This window comes from Knoellia sp. S7-12 (assembly GCF_040518285.1).
GTDB lineage: Bacteria > Actinomycetota > Actinomycetes > Actinomycetales > Dermatophilaceae > Knoellia.
Genome location: NZ_CP155449.1, coordinates 2147299 through 2165210 on the forward strand (window position 1 = coordinate 2147299; position 17912 = coordinate 2165210).

A 17912-nucleotide genomic window follows, 5' to 3' on the forward strand; every position below is an offset into this window, starting at 1 on the left:
CCAGCAGGCCGGCATACGCGTCAGGGTTCTCAGTCCTCGGGCTGGTAGCCCAGGTTGGGGCCGAGCCAGCGCTCAGCCTCGGCCAGGGTCCAGCCCTTGCGCTCGGCATAGCTCTCGACCTGGTCGCGGCCAAGTCGACCGACGACGAAGTACTGGCTCTGCGGATGCCCGAAGTACCAGCCGCTCACGGCCGCGCCCGGCAGCATCGCCATCGACTCGGTGAGCTCGATCCCCGCGCGCTCGGTCGCGCCGAGGAGCTTGAAGAGTGTCTCCTTCTCGGTGTGGTCGGGGCAGGCGGGGTAGCCGGGGGCGGGTCGGACACCGGAGTACTTCTCGCCGATGAGGTCATCGTTGGACAGGTGCTCGTCGCTCGCGTGGCCCCAGAACTCGCGACGGACCCGCTCGTGCATCCGCTCGGCGAAGGCCTCGGCCAGCCGGTCGGCGAGAGCTTCGAGAAGGATCGCGCTGTAGTCGTCGAGCTCCTCCTTGAACGCCATGATCCGGTCGTGAGTCCCATGACCGGTGGTGACCGCGAAAGCTCCGACGTAGTCGCCGATTCCGGTCTCCTTGGGCGCGATGAAGTCGGACAGGCACCGGTTCGGGACGCCCTCGCGGTGCTGTCCCTGCTGGCGCAAACCGTGGATGGTCGTGAGGACGCTCTCGCGGGACTCGTCGGTATAGACCTCGATGTCGTCACCGACCGCGTTGGCCGGGAACAGCCCGATGACGCCGCTCGCGGTGAGCCACTTCTCCTCGATGATCTTGTCGAGCATCGCGTTGGCGTCCTCGAAGAGTTTGCGCGCGGTCTCGCCCGTCGCCGGGTTGGAGAGGATGTCGGGATAGCGCCCCTTCATCTCCCAGGCCTGGAAGAACGGGGTCCAGTCGATGTAGCGGCGCAGCTCCTCGATCGGATAGCTGACGAACTCCCTGGTGAACTGGGCGGCGGCCCGGTGCCACTTGGTATCGGCCTTGCCGGACCAGACGTCCTTGCTCTGCTGGGCGAGGAGGTGCGGACGAACCGGCCGGTATGCCGTCCAGTCGATCGGGGTGTGCGCCTTGCGTGCCGCGTCGATCGAGACCAGCGGACGTTCGGTCGACTTCGCGGCGTGGCGGGCCCGCATCGAGTCGTAGTCAGCCTTGATCGTCTCGAGGAGAGGCGCCCGCTGCGTCTCGGACAGCAGCTGGCTCGCCACGGGCACCGACCGCGAAGCGTCCTTCACCCACACGACCGGCCCGCTGTATTGACCGTCGACCTTGACGGCGGTGTGCGCCCGGGACGTCGTCGCGCCACCGATGAGGAGCGGGATGGTGAACCCCTGACGTTCCATCTCGGCCGCCACGCGCACCATCTCGTCGAGCGAAGGAGTGATGAGCCCGGAAAGTCCGATGATGTCGGCGCCTTCCTCCTTGGCGGTGTCGAGGATCTTCTGGGTCGGCACCATGACGCCGAGGTCGATGACGTCGTAGTTGTTGCACTGGAGGACGACCCCGACGATGTTCTTGCCGATGTCGTGGACGTCCCCCTTGACGGTGGCCATGACGATGAGGCCCTTGCTGTTCTTGGTGGAGACGCCCGAGCGGACCTTTTCGGCCTCGATGTAGGGGATGAGGTGCGCGACAGCCTTTTTCATGACGCGGGCGGACTTCACAACCTGGGGAAGGAACATCTTGCCGGCGCCGAAGAGGTCGCCGACGACACCCATACCGTCCATGAGCGGGCCCTCGATGACCTCGATGGGCTTGCCGTCGGCGGCGTCGATCTCCTGGCGCAGTGCCTCGGTGTCCTCGACCACGAAGTCGTCGATGCCCTTGACGAGGGAGTGTGTGATGCGTTCGCGCACGGGCAGCCCACGCCACTCGGCCTCGGTCACCTCGGGCGCAGCCTCGCCAGTGTTGTTGAACTTGTCGGCGATCTCGAGCAGTCGCTCGGTCGAGTCCGGTCGGCGGTTGAGGACGACGTCCTCGATGCGTTCGCGCAGCTCGGGGTCGACGTCATCGAGGACGACGAGCGCACCCGCGTTGACGATGCCCATGTCCATGCCCGCCTGGATGGCGTTGTAGAGGAAGACGGCGTGGATCGCTTCACGCACCGGGTTGTTGCCCCGGAACGAGAACGACACGTTGGAGACGCCGCCGGAGACGAGGGTGCCGGGCAGGTTCTCCTTGATCCACCGGGTCGCTTCGATGAAGTCCGTTCCGTATGCCGCGTGCTCTTCGATGCCTGTGGCCACCGCGAAGATGTTGGGATCAAAGATGATGTCGTGCGGGTCCATGCCCACCTCATCCACGAGCAGGTCGTAGGCACGCTGGCAGATCACCTTGCGCCGCTCGAGCGAGTCGGCCTGTCCCTCCTCGTCGAAGGCCATGACGACGACGGCGGCGCCGTACTTGTGGCAGAGGCGGGCCTGTGCGAGGAAGGGCTCGACGCCCTCCTTCATCGAGATCGAGTTGACGATCGGCTTGCCCTGGGAGCACTTGAGGCCGGCCTCAATGACCTCCCACTTGCTGGAGTCGATCATCAGCGGCACCCGGCAGATGTCGGGCTCGCTCGCGACGAGTTTGACGAAGCGGTCCATCGCGGCGACGCCGTCGATCATCCCTTCGTCCATGTTGATGTCGATGACCTGGGCGCCGGCCTCGACCTGCTGGCGAGCCACAGAGAGGGCAGCCGGGTAGTCCTCCTCCTTGATGAGGCGACGGAAGCGGGCTGAACCCGTGATGTTGGTGCGCTCCCCGACGTTGACGAACAGCGAGTCACCGTCGATGGTCACGGGCTCGAGGCCGCTGAGCCGAAGGGCCCCGGGGACCTCGGAGCGCACGCGGGGAGCGCCCTGCGCCGCCGCGTCGGCGATGGCCCCGATGTGTTCGGGAGTGGTCCCACAGCAACCGCCGAGGATGTTGACGAGTCCGCTCGAGGCGAACTCGCCCACGACGGAGGCCATCTGGTCCGGGGTCTCGTCGTACTCACCGAAGGCGTTGGGCAGGCCGGCGTTGGGGTAGGCCGACACGAAGCAGCCCGCGATGCGGGAGAGCTCTGCCAGGTAGGGACGAAGCTCGTCAGCGCCCAGGGCGCAGTTGAGACCGACGACCAGCGGTCGGGCGTGGCGCACGGAGTTCCAGAAGGCCTCGGTGACCTGGCCGGACAGGGTGCGGCCGGAGGCGTCCGTGATCGTCCCAGAGATGAGGACCGGCCAACGACGTTCGAGCTCCTCGAAGAGCGTCTCGACCGCGAAGATCGCTGCCTTGGCATTGAGGGTGTCGAAGATCGTCTCGATGAGCAGAGCATCGGCGCCCCCGTCTACGAGCCCGCGGGCCTGCTCGATGTAGGCCTCGACGAGCTGGTCGAAGCTGACGTTGCGGGCACCCGGGTCGTTGACATCGGGGGAGATGGACGCCGTCCGCGTCGTCGGGCCCAGAGCGCCCATGACCCAGCGCGGACGGCCGGTCTCAGCCGCCACGGCGTCGCAGGCCGCGCGGGCCAGTCGAGCGGCCTCGAGGTTCATCTCGTACGCGAGGTCGGCCATGTCATAGTCCGCCAGCGAGATGCGCTGCGCATTGAACGTGTTGGTCTCGACGAGGTCGGCGCCCGCGAGCAGATACTCGCGGTGGATGCCTTCGATGATCGTGGGGTTGGTGAGGCTGAGGAGGTCGTTGTTGCCGCGCAGGTCGCTGGGCCAGTCAGCAAAGCGCGTGCCCCGGTAGTCCTCCTCGGAGAGACCCTCCCGCTGAATCATCGTGCCCATCGCCCCATCGAGGACGAGGACGCGCTCGGTGAGGGCGGCCGTGAGATCAGCGGTGGCGTCCGGACGGTGGTTCACGACACTGTCCACCGTGTCCGCTGAGGACGATGACGTTGCGGCGGGGGAGGAATTCACCTGACCCAGTATGCCGCCGAGCCTTGTAGGGTCGCGGGGTGGCCGCAGCGAATGAGACTCAGTCCTCCGGCCTTGTCATCGCACGCATCGGTGGCGTCCCGGTCCAGATCGGCGCGAGCTGGCTTCTCCTGGCCGCCGTCATCACCTACATCGTCGGCAGTGGCGCACCTGAGCTCGGCACCGCCGCCTACGTCGTCGGTGTCGCGTATGCCGTCTCGCTCCTGATCTCGGTCCTCGTCCACGAGGGTGCCCACGCATGGATGGCCCGGGCGCTGGGGTTCCCGGTCCACAGAGTGGTGGCCGACCTCTGGGGTGGGCACACGGCATACGACGCTCGTCTGTCCACACCCGGCAAGGCGGCGGCGATCGCCGTCGTCGGTCCGCTCGCGAACTTCGCCCTGGCCCTGGTGGCGTGGGCCGCCTCATTCGCCGTCACCGCGGAAGTGCCCAGCCGCATCCTCTTCGGCATCGCCTTCGTCAACCTGCTGCTGGCGGTGTTCAACTTGCTGCCCGGGCTGCCGCTGGATGGTGGTCAGCTCGTCGACGCTCTGGTCTGGCGCCTGACCGGTCGACGCGAGAAGGGTCTCATCGCCGCAGGCTGGACCGGTCGGGTCGTCACCGTCGGCGTCATCTTGTGGTTTGTCGCGAGACCACTTCTCAGCGGGGAGGAGCCATCGCTCACCTCGATCATCTGGATGGGGCTCATCGCCGTGTTCATGTGGCAGGGCGCGACCGCGGCGATCCGGACGGGCCAGGCGCGCCAGATGCTCGGTCGCGGCACGGTCGCCCAAGTGGTCCGCCCGGTGCCGGTGCTGCGCGGCACCGACGTGCTTGAAGCCGCTGCGGCAACCGGGGGTCTCGCCGTCGTCATCGACGAAGGCGGGCGCCCCACGTCACTGGTCATCCCGCCGGACGCCCAGACCGTGCCGCGCGATCGATGGGTGACCACGCCCGTGTCGGCTCTGGCGCGGATCCAGCCCGACCGCTGGGTCGCCGACACTCGTGCCCAGGACGACCTCACCGCCGTCGTCACCGCGATCCAGGAGTCGTCGAGCCAGGTGGTCGTCGCCGTCGAGGACGGCCGAGTGCTCGGCCTCGTCACGGTCGAGGCGGTCAACGCGGCGATCGCCGCCAACTAGACTCCACGCTCATGAGTGCGACCGGTAGCGACCTTCGACGTGGACCCTTTGCCGAAGGTGAGCGGGTTCAGCTCACCGACGCCAAGGGACGCCTCCACACCATCACCCTGGCTCCGGGCAAGCAGTTCCACACCCACCGCGGCTACCTGCAGCACGACGACCTCCTCGGTGCGCCCGACGGCTCGACCGTGACCAACACCGCCGGGTTTCAGTACCTCGCGCTGCGGCCGCTGCTCTCCGACTACGTCATGTCGATGCCCCGCGGCGCCGCCGTCGTCTATCCCAAGGACGCCGGCCAGATCGTCACCTTCGCCGACATCTTCCCGGGTGCCGTCGTCGTCGAGGCCGGTGTCGGTTCGGGCGCGCTCTCGATGTCGTTGCTGCGGGCCGTCGGTGAGTCCGGACGCCTTCACTCCTTCGAACGCCGCGAGGACTTCGCCGACATCGCGATGGCCAACGCCCGTGTCTACTTCGGCGGCGACCACCCGGCGTGGACGGTCACTGTCGGCGACCTCGTCGAGGCGCTGCCGCAGAACGTCGAGCCCGGCACCGTCGACCGCGTCGTTCTCGACATGCTCGCCCCGTGGGAGTGCCTCGACGTCGTCGGTGAAGCGCTCGCCCCCGGTGGCGTCCTCATCTGTTACGTCGCCACAGCCACGCAGTTGTCCAAGGTCGCCGAGGCCCTGCGCGACGCCGGCAACTGGACCGAGCCCTCGGCCTGGGAATCACTCGTGCGTGGATGGCACCTCGAAGGCCTGGCCGTCCGTCCACAGCACCGCATGCACGGCCACACCGGCTTCCTCATCACGTCACGTCGCCTCGCACCCGGAGTCACCCCTCCGCAACGCAAGCGCCGCCCCGGCAAGGGCTACGAGGGCCTTGAGGAGACCGAGGGCAGGCCGGCCGAGGTGATGCCCGGTGCGTCCGACGAGGAGTGGACGTCCGAGGCCATCGGCGAACGTGTCCCGTCCGACAAGCGAGTCCGCAAGGTCCGTCGCAGCGTCACGGGTTAGCGTTGAGGGGCAAGCGTGAGCCAAGGAGGCCCCGATGACCGAGTTCACTCCGTCCGATCGCGATGCCACGCGCCGTCTTGAGGGCACCGTGAACGACCTGCGTTCACAGGTCAACACCGTGTCCGCACAGAACGAGCGACTCGTCCGCACCCTGCGCGACGCCCGTGAGCAGATCGTCACCCTCAAGACCGAGGTCGACCGGCTGGGTCAGCCGCCGTCGGGCTACGGCATCGTCGTCGAGACCTTCGGCGACAAGACGGTCGACGTCCTCACCGGTGGCCGCAAGATGCACGTCGCGGTGAGCCCGACGATCGAGGCCGACGAGATCGAGGTCGGCCGCGAGGTCATGCTCAACGAGGCCATGAACGTCGTGGCCGTCCACGGCTTCGAACGCGCCGGCGAGATCGTCCTCCTCAAGGAGATCCTCGACGACAGCCGAGTCCTCGTCCTGTCCCGTGCGGACGAAGAGCGGGTATGCCGTGTGGCCGCCTCCCTCAAGGACGTCAAGCTGCGTGTCGGCGACGCCCTCCTCCTCGAGTCACGCAGCGCGTTCGTCTACGAGCAGATCCCCAGGGCGGAGGTCGCGGACCTCGTCCTCGAAGAGGTGCCCGACATCGCCTATGAGGACATCGGCGGGCTCGGCAGCCAGATCGAACTGATCCGCGATGCCGTAGAGCTGCCCTACCTCCACCCGGACCTGTTCGCTGAGCATCACCTCAAGGCCCCCAAGGGCGTTCTCCTCTATGGCCCTCCCGGTTGTGGCAAGACGATGATCGCCAAGGCGGTCGCCGCGTCTCTGTCGCGCAAGATCGCCGAGAAGGAGGGTCGGGAGCCGGGCAAGAGCTACTTCCTCAACATCAAGGGTCCAGAGCTGCTCAACAAGTACGTCGGCGAGACCGAGCGGCACATCCGGTTGATCTTCCAGCGCGCTCGCGAGAAGTCCTCCGAGGGATTCCCCGTCGTCGTCTTCTTCGACGAGATGGACAGCCTCTTTCGCACCCGCGGGTCCGGTGTCTCCAGCGACGTCGAGACAACGATCGTCCCGCAGCTGCTCAGCGAGATCGACGGTGTCGAGGGCCTCGAGAACGTCATCGTCATCGGTGCGAGCAACCGTGAGGACATGATCGACCCGGCCATCCTGCGTCCCGGTCGGCTCGACGTGAAGATCAAGATCGAGCGTCCCGATGCCCAGGCCTCCACCGAGATCTTCCTCAAGTACCTCACGCCCGACCTGCCCCTCCATACGGACGACCTGGCCGTCAACGGCGGATCGCCCGAGGCCACGGTCGACGCGATGACCGAGGCCGTCGTGACCCGCATGTATGCCGAGGACGAGGAGAACGAGTTCCTCGAGGTGACCTATGCGGGTGGCGACAAGGAGGTCCTCTACTTCAAGGACTTCAACAGCGGCGCGATGATCCAGAACATCGTCGACCGGGCCAAGAAGATGGCCATCAAGGACTTCCTCACCACCGGTCACCGCGGTCTGCGGGTGGACCACCTGCTCGCCAGCTGCGTCGACGAGTTCAAGGAGAACGAGGACCTGCCCAACACGACCAACCCGGATGACTGGGCGCGGATCTCGGGCAAGAAGGGTGAACGGATCGTCTACATCCGCACGCTCATCAAGACCAAGGAAGGCAACGAGCCGGGCCGGTCCATCTCGACGATCGCCAACACCGGTCAATACCTCTAACAGCCACCCCCCACTGATTGCGACTTCGCCTAGTTGGGGGGCGGACCCACTGATGGCCACGTGGTGCGCGGGACTTTCCACTGATTGCGACTTGGCACAGTTGTGGGCCAGACCTGCTCACCAGATTTTGCGTTCGAACTCTCTGACGAGCTTCCGGCGCCACACGGCCAACTGTGCCTCGACGACACACTCAGCGAGTGGGTGGTTGCAACAGGAGCACCGGAAGACAGCGGTGACCTTGGCTGCACGGTCACTGCTGGCGCTCCGCACAAAGCGCGTGTGGATCTCGGACCCTTCGATGGCGTCACGTGGTGTCCATCGAACGATGGCGAGACCGAGCGCGGTCATGCCCTCCTCGCGAATCCGCTCGCGCTTCAGGGCTCGACGAACGGACCCTTCGTCCGTGCCGTCGAGCAGGTACTTTTCAACGCCGTCGGCCTCACCGACGAGTCCGTAATCTGGCCACACCGCGTCGGGCCGGCCGACGAACTCGCCCTCAGGCGTGAAGACGTTGACCTGGGGGACGCTGGTGGGCAGCCCCCAGCTCGCCATGGACCAAGCCGACGCAGACTCGAGCCAGTTCTCCCGACGGCCGTCTACGAGCATGAGGACATCGTTGGTCCTGGCCACGTGTGGCCATCGGCGTTGATGGCGCCGCATGTCGAGGAGTTGGTCAAGCGTGGTCACTCCGGCTCGGACGGCCCCGTCAGCGACGGCCAACGCATCGCGCTGATGAACCTCGCGACCAGAATCGATGACGACACGCGCAGGAACGAAACCCGGAACACCGTGGCGAATGACGATGTGTTCGTGCGGCGTCTTGCCTCGGTGGAACCGACACCACGCGTAGTTCGGGCTGGTCCGAACGTCGTCCAAGATCGTCATGCTCACGACCGCCGGTGGGTGTGAGGGACGGGGTAGATCGAGGAGGACGGCCTGACTCGTGTGGCTGATCAGGGCGTCGGGAACGAGTCGAACGGCGGCCTCGATCATGAGCCGATGGCGCTGCCAGGGTGAGGCTGTGTCCCAGGGCCCGCGCACGGCATACAAACCTCTGGCGGGAGACGTCAGGAACCGGGTCGACAACGCATAACTGACGGTGGTTTGTGCGAGGCCGTCGGCACCGGACTCGCGACGGACGAAGGGTTGCGGCAGTCGGCTCAGAGCCTGCGCGGTCTGTGGGTCCATGCAACGCACGATGGGCCGTGCGGGCCCTCCTGGGCAGCTGCACGAAGCCATCTGTGGACAAGAGCCGGTCAGAGATCGGCTTGTGGAAACTGTGCGAAGTCGCAATCAGTCGAACCGAGTTACTGTGCGAAGTCGCAATCAGTTGGGTAGGAAGTTGGCGATGAGGCGCCAGCCGAGCATGGTTGCCGCGAGGAAGATCGTGGCGACGACGATGAACGACGGTGCGGTCCCCGTCGCGGCAAGGCGTCGAAAGAGCATGCCGACAACCACGGTGGCGACCACGACGATGGTGCCGAACTGCCAGGTGCGCGGCGATGCATCCAGGGTGAGCGAGGCGACGAGGTAGCCGGCGGCGGTGCCACAGACGAACGGAGCGGCGGTCTCGAGGACTCCGCTGAAGGTGATCCCGTGCGCGTGCGATCGTCGACCGACAAGGGCAAAGACCACCACAGCGAGCAGGTCCAGCAGCGGAGCGACGAGGCGGCTCATCGAGTCAGCCACTGACCTTGTCGAAGAGAGAGCCCTGGGGCGGTGCGTGCGTCGGGTCGACGCCGTCGAACAGGATGCTCACGGACTCACCGCCGTGGATCCGGGTGATCGCCTCGGCGAAGAGCCCCGAGACGGTGCGGACCTGGAGCTCGGGCCAGTCGGCGGGTGCGGGGACCGTGTCGGTCGTCACGATCTGGGTCACCATCGGGTGGCCGCGCAGGCGCTCGACGGCCTTGCCCGCAAAGAGCCCATGGGTGCAGGCGACCGCCGCTTCGGTGACCCCGAAGTCGGCCAGGCGATCAAGCAGCTCGAGGATGGATCCACCTGTCGCGATCTCGTCGTCGAGGACGATGGCGCGCTTGCCCCTGACGTCACCGACGATGGAGTCGATGACGACCTTGTCGTCGCTCTGTCGCTGCTTGCTGCCGGCGGCGACGGGCAGGCCGAGCAGGCGCGAGAACTGGGTCGCCTCCTTGGCGTTGCCGAGGTCGGGGGAGATGACGACCGAGTTCGTGAGGTCGGTGCCCCGGAAGTGGTCGGCAAGCACCCCGAGGGCGGTGAGGTGGTCGACGGGGACCGAGAAGAAGCCGTGGACCTGGGGGGCGTGAAGGTTCATCGTCAGCACGCGGTGTGCGCCGGCCGTCGAGATGAGGTCGGCGACGAGTCGCCCACCGAGCGAGATGCGCGACGCGTCCTTCTTGTCGGACCGGGCGTAGGCGAAGTGGGGGATGACCGCGGTGATCTGGGCGGCGGACGCGCCACGGGCCGCATCGATCATGAGGAGCAGCTCCATGAGGTGCTCCTGCGTCGGCGGCACGAGCGGCTGGATGATGTATACGTCGCGCTGGCGGCAGTTCGCGAGCAGCTGGGCCTGCAGGCAGTCATTGCTGAACCGCTTGATCTCGCTGCCCGAAAGAGGCACGCCCAACTTGTCGCAGATCTGGGAGGCGAGGGTCTTGTGGGCACTACCGGAGAAGACGACGATCTCGCGCATGAGTCGACCCTAAGGCAGACGTCAGGTCAGGTGAACGCGAAGTTCATTCACGAGCTCCCAACGGTGCTGGCCACCCGCGGCACAGGCCCCCGGGAAGCTGGCGAAACCGTGCGGCACCCGCAGATAGTTCGTGTGGCGGACGTCGACACCAGCGGAGCGGAGCGCGGCGGCATACCGGATTCCGTCGTCCCGGATCGGGTCGAGGTCCGCGGTCTGGATGAGTGCGGGAGGCAGACCGACGAGGTCGCCGAAGAGCGGCGAGAGCTGCGGGTCCGTGAGGTCCTGCCCCGCGGCATACAGGTCACGGAAGGCGATGATCGACGCCTTGGTGAGGATCGGCGCGTTGGCGTGTTCGTCGATGGAGGGTGACTGCATCGTCAGGTCTGTGGCTGGATAGATGAGCGCCTGGTGACGGATCCAGTCGGCGCCGCTGCCGTGAACGACCTGCGCGACGACGGCGGCAAGGTGACCGCCCGCCGAGTCGCCACAGACCGCCATCCGGTGCGCGTCGGCACGCAACACGTCTGACTGCGCCGCGATCCAGGTCGTCGCGTCGACGGCATCGTGGACGGCCGTCGGCGAGGGGTGCTCTGGAGCCAGCCGGTAGTCAACGCTCACGACGACCGCGCCGACCTCGGCCGCGAGCTGGGTGCATATCGGGTCGTAGTTGACGACATTGCCCACGACCCAGCCGCCACCGTGGAACCAGACGATGACGGGAACGTCGGTCTGCGCATCACGAATGGCCCGCGGACGATAGATGCGCAGCGGGATCTCGTAGCCGTCGCGGGCAGGGGCCGTCCCGAAGGTGATGCCGACGGCCGGGTCGACGACACCGGTGATCCACGAGAACGGCGGCTTGGTCGGATACGTCGCCGCGCGGGCTTCGTGACGCTGCTCCTCGCTCATCTCCTCGACCGGCACTCGCATCCGGTCGACGACAGCGACGGTTGCCGTGGTGAGTGGAGACATCCCGCGATACGAGCGCATGCGGGGAGTATGCCGTGGGGCTCGGTCGGCCGGTCCGGAGGACGTGGTTTCCTTGCACCCATGTCCCGATTCCTTTCCCTCGCGGTGCAGCGATGACCGTCCGTCGCGTCATGGGTATCGAGACCGAGTACGGCATCTCGGTCCCGGGCTCACCCACGGCGAACCCCATGGTCCTGTCCGGAGACGTCGTGACGACGTATGCCGCGAGCCGAGGGATCCGTCCGGCACAGGCATCGTGGGACTACGCCGACGAGACGCCGTTGCACGACGCCCGCGGGTTCGACATGGGGCGGGGGGTGGCCCACGCGAGCCAGCTCACCGACATCGACGACCCGACGATGGCCAACGTGGTCCTCACCAACGGGGCGCGGCTCTATGTCGACCACGCCCACCCCGAATATGCCTCGCCGGAAGTCACCAACCCCCGCGACGCGGTCGTCTGGGACAAGGCTGGGGAACTCGTCATGCGCGATGCCGTGCATCGACTCGCGACAGTGCCGCCGGGGGTCAACCTCTACAAGAACAACACTGACGGCAAGGGTGCGTCCTACGGCACCCACGAGAACTACCTCATGTCGCGCCGCACGCCGTTCGCGCGAATCATCGCCCAGCTCACCCCGTTCTTCGTCGTGCGTCAGGTCATGTGCGGGTCGGGCCGGGTCGGGATCGGTGTCGACTCCCGCGCGACCGGCTACCAGCTGGCGCAGCGCAGCGACTTCTTCGAGGCCGAGGTCGGGCTCGAGACGACGCTCAAGCGGCCCATCATCAACACGCGGGACGAGCCGCACGCGGTCGCCGACCTCTATCGCCGACTGCACGTGATCCTCGGTGATGCCAATCACTGCGACGTCGCGAACCTCGTCAAGATGGGATCGACCTCGCTGGTCCTGGCGATGATCGAGGACGACGCCTTCACGAGCGACCTCAGTGTCCGTTCTCCCGTGCCCACCCTGCGGGCGGTGAGTCACGACCCGTCCCTGAAGTCGACGATCGAGCTGATGGACGGTCGGTCGATCCGACCGGTCGAGCTGCTCCGCACCTTCCACGAGCTCGCCGCGACCTACGTCGACGACAAGTGGGGCACCGACGTCGACACCGACACGATCGAGGTCCTGCGCTGGTGGGACACCGTGCTCACCGCGCTCGAGGGTGACCCGATGGACGCCCGGCGGTGGGTCGACTGGGTGGCCAAGCTCTCCGTCCTCGAGGGCTACCGCGAGCGTGACTCCCTCGGCTGGGGCGACCCACGCCTCAAGGCGGTCGACATCCAGTGGTCCGACGTGCGCAGCGACCGCGGCCTGGCGCATCGACTGGCGGCGACGAACCGGGTCGAGGTCCTCGTGCCAGAGGCCGAGGCGGCGGCGGCGATGGACAACGCGCCCGAGGACACACGAGCGTGGTTCCGGGGGGCGTGCCTGCGCAAGTTTCCCGAGTCGGTCGTGGCGGCGTCGTGGGACTCCGTCGTCGTCGAGGTGCCGGGGGAGCGCACCCTCCAGCGCATTCCCATCCTCGAGCCGCTGCGAGGGACGAAGGACGCGGTCGGTGACCTCGTCGACGGGGCGTCCGACATCCGGTCGCTCCTCGAGTCGCTGGCCGCTGTCGACCGGGCCGCGGACTAGGCTCGGTCTCTCAGGCACCGCGATGGTGCTTCGGTGACACGAGGAGGAGCCCATGGCAGGCCAAGAGCAGATCAAGCCGGGGCGACGCGACGACGGTCCGGACGACGCACCCGAGCCCGCAGCGGCGCCGGCGGCGCAGGTCTCCGACACCGAGATCGACGACATCCTCGACGAGATCGACGGTGTCCTGGAGACCAACGCCGAGGAGTTCGTCCGCGGTTTCGTCCAGAAGGGCGGCCAGTGAGCCCCGTGTCCGACAGCGGTCGTCTCCCCGCGGCATACCTGCGCACGGGTTCTGCCTCGTTCACCGAGTTCATCGCTGAACACGAGCCGAGCCTCATCCCGTCGCGTCGCGGCCTGCCCCCGGGAGCGACGATCGATGCCCCCCACGGCACGACGATCGTCACGTTGACCTTTGACGGCGGCGTCCTCATGGCCGGCGACCGGCGCGCGACGATGGGCAATATCATCGCCAACCGCGACATGGAGAAGGTCTTCGCGACCGACGAGTTCTCGGTCGTGGGCATCGCTGGCACCGCAGGTCTCGCCATCGAGCTGGTCCGGTTGTTCCAGGTCGAGCTCGAGCACTACGAGAAGATCGAGGGCACGCTCATGTCCCTTGAGGGCAAGGCCAACCGGCTCGCCTCGATGATCCGGGGCAACCTCGGCATGGCGATGCAGGGCCTCAGCGTCGTGCCCGTCTTTGCCGGCTTCGACCACCACGACGCGATCGGTCGGATCTTCTCCTACGACGTCACCGGGGGTTGCTACGAGGAGCACGACCACCACAGCGTCGGCTCGGGTTCGCTCTTCGCGCGTGGCGCCCTCAAGAAGCTCTACCGTCCCGGCATGTCCAGTGACGAAGCCGTCCGCATCGCCGTCGAGGCCCTGTGGGACGCGGCCGATGACGACTCGGCGACCGGTGGCCCCGACGTGGGTCGGCGGATCTGGCCGACGGTCGCCCTCATCGATGCCGACGGGGCGCGGTTCGTGCCCGATGACAGCGTCGCTCCCGTGGTCGACGCCATCGTGGCGGATCGCCGTGGGAATCCTGGTGGACGACGTGGGGGAGGTGCCTCATGACCGCGGGTATGCCGTTCTACGTCTCGCCCGAGCAGCTCATGAAGGACCGGGCCGACTTCGCCCGCAAGGGCATCGCCCGAGGTCGCTCTGTGGTGGTCCTCGGCTATGACCACGGCATCGCGTTCGTCGCCGAGAACCGATCGCGCAGTCTGCACAAGATCGGTGAGATCTATGACCGCATCGGCTTTGCTGCCGTGGGCAAGTACAACGAGTTCGAGAACCTTCGTGTCGCGGGAGTCAGGTATGCCGACCTGCGCGGCTACTCCTACGACCGCAGCGACGTGACAGCACGAGGGCTCGCCAACGCCTACGCCCAGACGCTCGGAACCGTGTTCACCCAGGAGTCCAAGCCCTATGAGGTCGAGATCGTCGTGGCCGAGGTCGGGCATGACGGCGAGGGAGACCAGATCTATCGGCTCACCTACGACGGCTCCGTCGCTGATGAGCGGGGTCTTGTCGCGATGGGTGGGGCCTCGGAGCAGATCGAGGAGCGGCTCACCGAGCAGTGGCAGTCCGGGCTGACCCTCGCCCAGGCGCTGCAGCTCGCGGTCGCCGGCCTGGCCCACGACCCGGCTGGGGGACCCGACCGCGAGCTCGGTGCGGACGCCCTAGAGGTGGCAGTTCTCGATCGCACCAGATCGCGGCGCACCTTCCGCCGCATCAACGGTGACCTCCTCGCTCAGCTGCTGTCCGAGGACGACCCGACCGATGACGTGCCACCGGTCGACCACGACAGCCCGCGACAAGCGGCCAGCAACCCGCAGACGCAGCGACACGGCGACGAGGCGACCCCCGACTCCGACTGAGAGCGGGCCAGGACGTCCCGACTCCTCGCGCACGACTGAGGCGGGACAGTCAGTCGTCGGTTGGCAGGTGCTCTCGCAGCCACGCCACGGTCTTCGCCCACGCTTCCTGTGACGCACCCTCGTGGTGGAACATCGGTGACGGGTTGTCGAAGGCATGGTCGGCGCCCGGGTGCGTCACGAACGTGACGTCGTCGTGGCCGGCGGTGACGGCCTGCTCGATCTCGCGGACCGTGTCCATCGGGATGTAGTCGTCGCTGTCCCCGAAGTGGTGCAGGCTCGGCGTCGTCACATCGGGTGCAAGTCCCAGCAACGATGGGAGGGCCGAACCGTAGTAGCTCACCAGAGCATCGGGCTTCGAATCCGCCACTGCCGCAACGTTGTAGGCCAGACCGCCACCGAAACAGAAGCCGAGGAGGCCGACGCCGCCCGAAACGGCGGGGTGGTCGCGTAGCGCGTCCAGGGCGGCAACCCCGTCCTCGACCGCACCGGGCCAGTCGAGCTCCTCGAGCAGACCCATCGCCTGGGGCAGCCCAGCGCCGCCCTCCTCGATGACCGGGTCACCGAGTCGTCCATAGAAGTGGGGGACGAGCACCACGTAGCCGAGGTCCGCGAGGTCCTGGGCGCGGGAGCGGATGTAGTCGGTGACCCCGAAGATCTCCTGGAACAGCACGATCCCCGGCCCGCCACCTGCCTCGGGGAGAAGCAGATCGACGGGGATGTTGAGCGCAATGTCGTCAGCCATGAACCCCATCCTGCTCGACTTATTGCGCATTCCGCCGTCTCTCGCTGGCCTCGTTCCGACGGAATGCGCAATAAGTCGAGGGTTCAGGCGATCGGGGCTGCGGCGTAGCGCAGGTAGGGCTTGACCTCTTCGACGTCCTTGAACTTGTCGCGGGCGTCCTCGGTGGAGACGGTCGGCGCGACGATGACGCGCTCGCCCGGCTGCCAGTCGGCCGGCGTGGAGAACGGCCCGGAGTCGTTGACCTGCAGCGCGTCGAGGGCGCGAAGGACCTCGTCGAAATTGCGGCCAGCGCTCTTGGGATAGACGAGGGAGAGGCGGACCTTGCCCTTGGGGTCGATGAGGAAGACCGAGCGCACACTCGAGGTGTCGCCCTCACCCGGGTGGATCATGTCGTAGAGCTCGGCGACCTTGCGGTCCTTGTCGGCGACGATCGGGTAGGTCACGGCCGAGCCGCCGACCTCCTCGATGTCCTTCTTCCAGGCGTGGTGGTCCTCGATCGCGTCGACCGAGACAGCGAGGACCTTGGCGTCCCGCTTGGCCCATTCGTCCTTGAGCGCGGCGACGCGCCCGAGCTCGGTCGTGCAGACGGGGGTGAAGTCCGCCGGGTGACTGAAGAGGACGGCCCAGCCGTCGCCCTTCCAGTCGTGGAAGCTGATCTCACCCTCGGTGGTCTCAGCCGTGAAGTCTGGGGCGTTGTCGCCGAGACGCAGCGTGGCCATGGGAACAGTCCTCTCATCGGTAACACGAAGTTGTCAGAGACCAAACATGCCGTTAAGTTCCGGATGGTGGTACCGGCGTTCCGGATGCTGGACGGTGCGCACCGGCCGTGAGGTCGCGGTTGGGCCGGGACGAGCGGCTGCGAGGCTAGGGTGACGCCATGGACCGACGGATCTTCGGGATCGAGAACGAGTACGGCATCACCGCCTCGTCCGAGGGCCAACGCACCCTCACGCCCGACGAGGTCGCCCGCTACCTCTTCCGCAAGGTCGTCGCCTGGGGCCGGTCGAGCAACGTCTTCCTCGCCAACGGATCGCGCCTCTATCTCGACGTCGGCAGCCACCCCGAGTACGCCACTGCCGAGTGCGACTCGTTGCGCCAGCTCGTCGCCCACGACCGGGCGGGGGAGCGGGTCGTCGAAGGACTCGCTGCCGACGCCGAAGCGCGACTTCGTGAGGACGGTGTGCGCGGAGACATCTACGTCTTCAAGAACAACACGGACTCCGCCGGCAACTCCTACGGCTGCCACGAGAACTACCTCGTCGGTCGCGCCGGCGACTTCCAGGTCTTCTCCGACACTCTGCTGCCCTTCCTCATCAGTCGCCAGATCATCTGTGGCGCAGGCAAGCTCGTGCGCACCTCCAAGGGCGTGGAGTATGCCGTGAGTCAGCGGGCGGACCACATCTGGGAAGGCGTGTCGTCGGCGACGACACGTAGCCGTCCGATCATCAACACCCGCGACGAGCCCCACGCCGACGCCGAGCACTACCGCCGACTGCACGTCATTGTCGGTGACTCCAACATGAGCGAGACGACGACCCTGCTTAAGGTCGGGTCGTGCGACCTCGTGCTCCGGATGATCGAAGAGGGTGTCGTCATGCGCGACCTCACCCTTGAGAACCCGATCCGCGCGATTCGCGAGATCAGCCACGACATCACTGGGCGCCGACTCGTCCGTCTGGCCAACGGCCGTGAGCTGAGTGCCCTCGATCTGCAGCGTGAATATCTCACTGCCGCAACGGCATACGTCGAGCGTGAAGGCACGAGCGACCCCGATCACAAGACGGTGCTCGACCTGTGGGAGCGCACGCTCGACGCGGTCGAGTCCGGCAACCACAGCAAAGTCGACACCGAGATCGACTGGATCATCAAGCACAAGTTGCTCAGCGACTACGCCACCAAGCACAGCCTCGACCTCGACCACCCTCGGCTGGCCCAGATCGATCTGGCCTACCACGACATCAACCGCCGACGCGGTCTGTTCTATCTCCTGCAAGCCCGCGGACGAGCAGCACGGGCGGTCACCGACCCCGAGATCTTCGAGGCCAAGGTCAAGCCGCCGCCCACGACCCGGGCCAAGCTGCGCGGTGACTTCATCCGCGCCGCGCAGGAGAACCGACGTGACTTCACGGTCGACTGGGTGCACCTCAAGCTCAACGACCAAGCCCAGCGCACGGTCCTGTGCAAGGACCCGTTCCGCAACGAGGACCCGCGGGTCGAGCGGCTCATCTCAGGAATGTGACTCAGGGATCTGACAGGTCCTCTGGTTATGGTGGCCCTT

The 17912-nt window shown here is 66.9% G+C and carries 15 protein-coding genes; 8 read left to right on the forward strand and 7 right to left on the reverse strand.

The features are described 5' to 3' along the window. Positions 1–29: 29 nt before the first annotated feature. Positions 30–3830: a methionine synthase gene (gene metH, locus V6K52_RS10365; protein ID WP_353953763.1), complete on the reverse strand. Its 3801-nt coding sequence runs from the start codon at positions 3828–3830 to the stop codon at positions 30–32. A gap of 83 nt (positions 3831–3913) precedes the next feature. Here metH and V6K52_RS10370 point away from each other — a divergent pair, with 83 nt between their 5' ends. From V6K52_RS10370 to arc, 3 genes are read left to right on the forward strand one after another with little or no spacing between them, the layout of a single operon-like run. Beyond that, complete coding sequence (locus V6K52_RS10370; RefSeq protein WP_353950038.1) at positions 3914–5014, forward strand: site-2 protease family protein; 1101 nt, start codon at positions 3914–3916, stop codon at positions 5012–5014. Positions 5015–5025: 11 nt separating this feature from the next. Continuing rightward, positions 5026–6027: a tRNA (adenine-N1)-methyltransferase gene (locus V6K52_RS10375; RefSeq protein WP_353950039.1), complete on the forward strand. Its 1002-nt coding sequence runs from the start codon at positions 5026–5028 to the stop codon at positions 6025–6027. Positions 6028–6061: 34 nt separating this feature from the next. After that, on the forward strand, positions 6062–7723 hold the full coding sequence (gene arc, locus V6K52_RS10380; RefSeq protein ID WP_353950040.1) for a proteasome ATPase: 1662 nt from the start codon (positions 6062–6064) through the stop codon (positions 7721–7723). Between the two features lie 117 nt (positions 7724–7840). On the opposite strand, the gene V6K52_RS10385 is transcribed toward arc, so the two are convergent. From V6K52_RS10385 to V6K52_RS10400, 4 genes are all read right to left on the reverse strand, one after another. Further along, complete coding sequence (locus tag V6K52_RS10385; RefSeq protein ID WP_353950041.1) at positions 7841–8911, reverse strand: hypothetical protein; 1071 nt, start codon at positions 8909–8911, stop codon at positions 7841–7843. A gap of 138 nt (positions 8912–9049) precedes the next feature. Then, positions 9050–9400 carry a DUF3054 domain-containing protein gene (locus tag V6K52_RS10390; RefSeq protein WP_353950042.1) on the reverse strand — a complete coding sequence of 117 codons (351 nt, stop codon included), beginning with the start codon at positions 9398–9400 and terminating at the stop codon, positions 9050–9052. Positions 9401–9404: 4 nt separating this feature from the next. Beyond that, positions 9405–10394 (reverse strand): ribose-phosphate pyrophosphokinase, encoded by a 990-nt coding sequence (locus tag V6K52_RS10395; protein ID WP_353950043.1) that lies wholly within the window; start codon positions 10392–10394, stop codon positions 9405–9407. A gap of 21 nt (positions 10395–10415) precedes the next feature. Then, positions 10416–11384 carry an alpha/beta hydrolase gene (locus V6K52_RS10400; RefSeq protein ID WP_353950044.1) on the reverse strand — a complete coding sequence of 323 codons (969 nt, stop codon included), beginning with the start codon at positions 11382–11384 and terminating at the stop codon, positions 10416–10418. Between the two features lie 92 nt (positions 11385–11476). On the opposite strand from V6K52_RS10400, the gene dop reads away from it, so the two are divergent. The 4 genes from dop to prcA are packed head-to-tail and all read left to right on the forward strand — an operon-like array spanning position 11477 to position 14892. Further along, complete coding sequence (dop, locus tag V6K52_RS10405; protein WP_353950045.1) at positions 11477–13003, forward strand: depupylase/deamidase Dop; 1527 nt, start codon at positions 11477–11479, stop codon at positions 13001–13003. A 52-nt stretch (positions 13004–13055) separates the two neighbouring features. Then, positions 13056–13247 (forward strand): ubiquitin-like protein Pup, encoded by a 192-nt coding sequence (locus V6K52_RS10410; RefSeq protein WP_009774904.1) that lies wholly within the window; start codon positions 13056–13058, stop codon positions 13245–13247. Next, the gene (gene prcB, locus V6K52_RS10415) at positions 13244–14086 is read left to right on the forward strand and encodes a proteasome subunit beta (protein ID WP_353950046.1); all 843 of its coding nucleotides are present in this window, start codon (positions 13244–13246) and stop codon (positions 14084–14086) included. The genes V6K52_RS10410 and prcB overlap by 4 nt, the downstream gene beginning before the upstream one ends. After that, a complete protein-coding gene (gene prcA / locus V6K52_RS10420) occupies positions 14083–14892 on the forward strand; it encodes a proteasome subunit alpha (protein ID WP_353950047.1) in 810 nt (269 codons plus the stop codon). The genes prcB and prcA overlap by 4 nt, the downstream gene beginning before the upstream one ends. A 49-nt stretch (positions 14893–14941) precedes the next feature. Here the strand turns inward: prcA and V6K52_RS10425 are convergent, their stop codons facing one another. Together V6K52_RS10425 and V6K52_RS10430 are read right to left on the reverse strand one after the other, a co-directional pair. Further along, positions 14942–15634 carry a dienelactone hydrolase family protein gene (locus V6K52_RS10425; RefSeq protein ID WP_353950048.1) on the reverse strand — a complete coding sequence of 231 codons (693 nt, stop codon included), beginning with the start codon at positions 15632–15634 and terminating at the stop codon, positions 14942–14944. A gap of 83 nt (positions 15635–15717) precedes the next feature. Continuing rightward, positions 15718–16353 (reverse strand): peroxiredoxin, encoded by a 636-nt coding sequence (locus V6K52_RS10430; RefSeq protein WP_353950049.1) that lies wholly within the window; start codon positions 16351–16353, stop codon positions 15718–15720. 158 nt (positions 16354–16511) lie between these two features. Here V6K52_RS10430 and pafA point away from each other — a divergent pair, with 158 nt between their 5' ends. Continuing rightward, a complete protein-coding gene (gene pafA / locus V6K52_RS10435; protein WP_353950050.1) occupies positions 16512–17873 on the forward strand; it encodes a Pup--protein ligase in 1362 nt (453 codons plus the stop codon). The last annotated feature ends 39 nt before the right edge of the window (positions 17874–17912 follow it).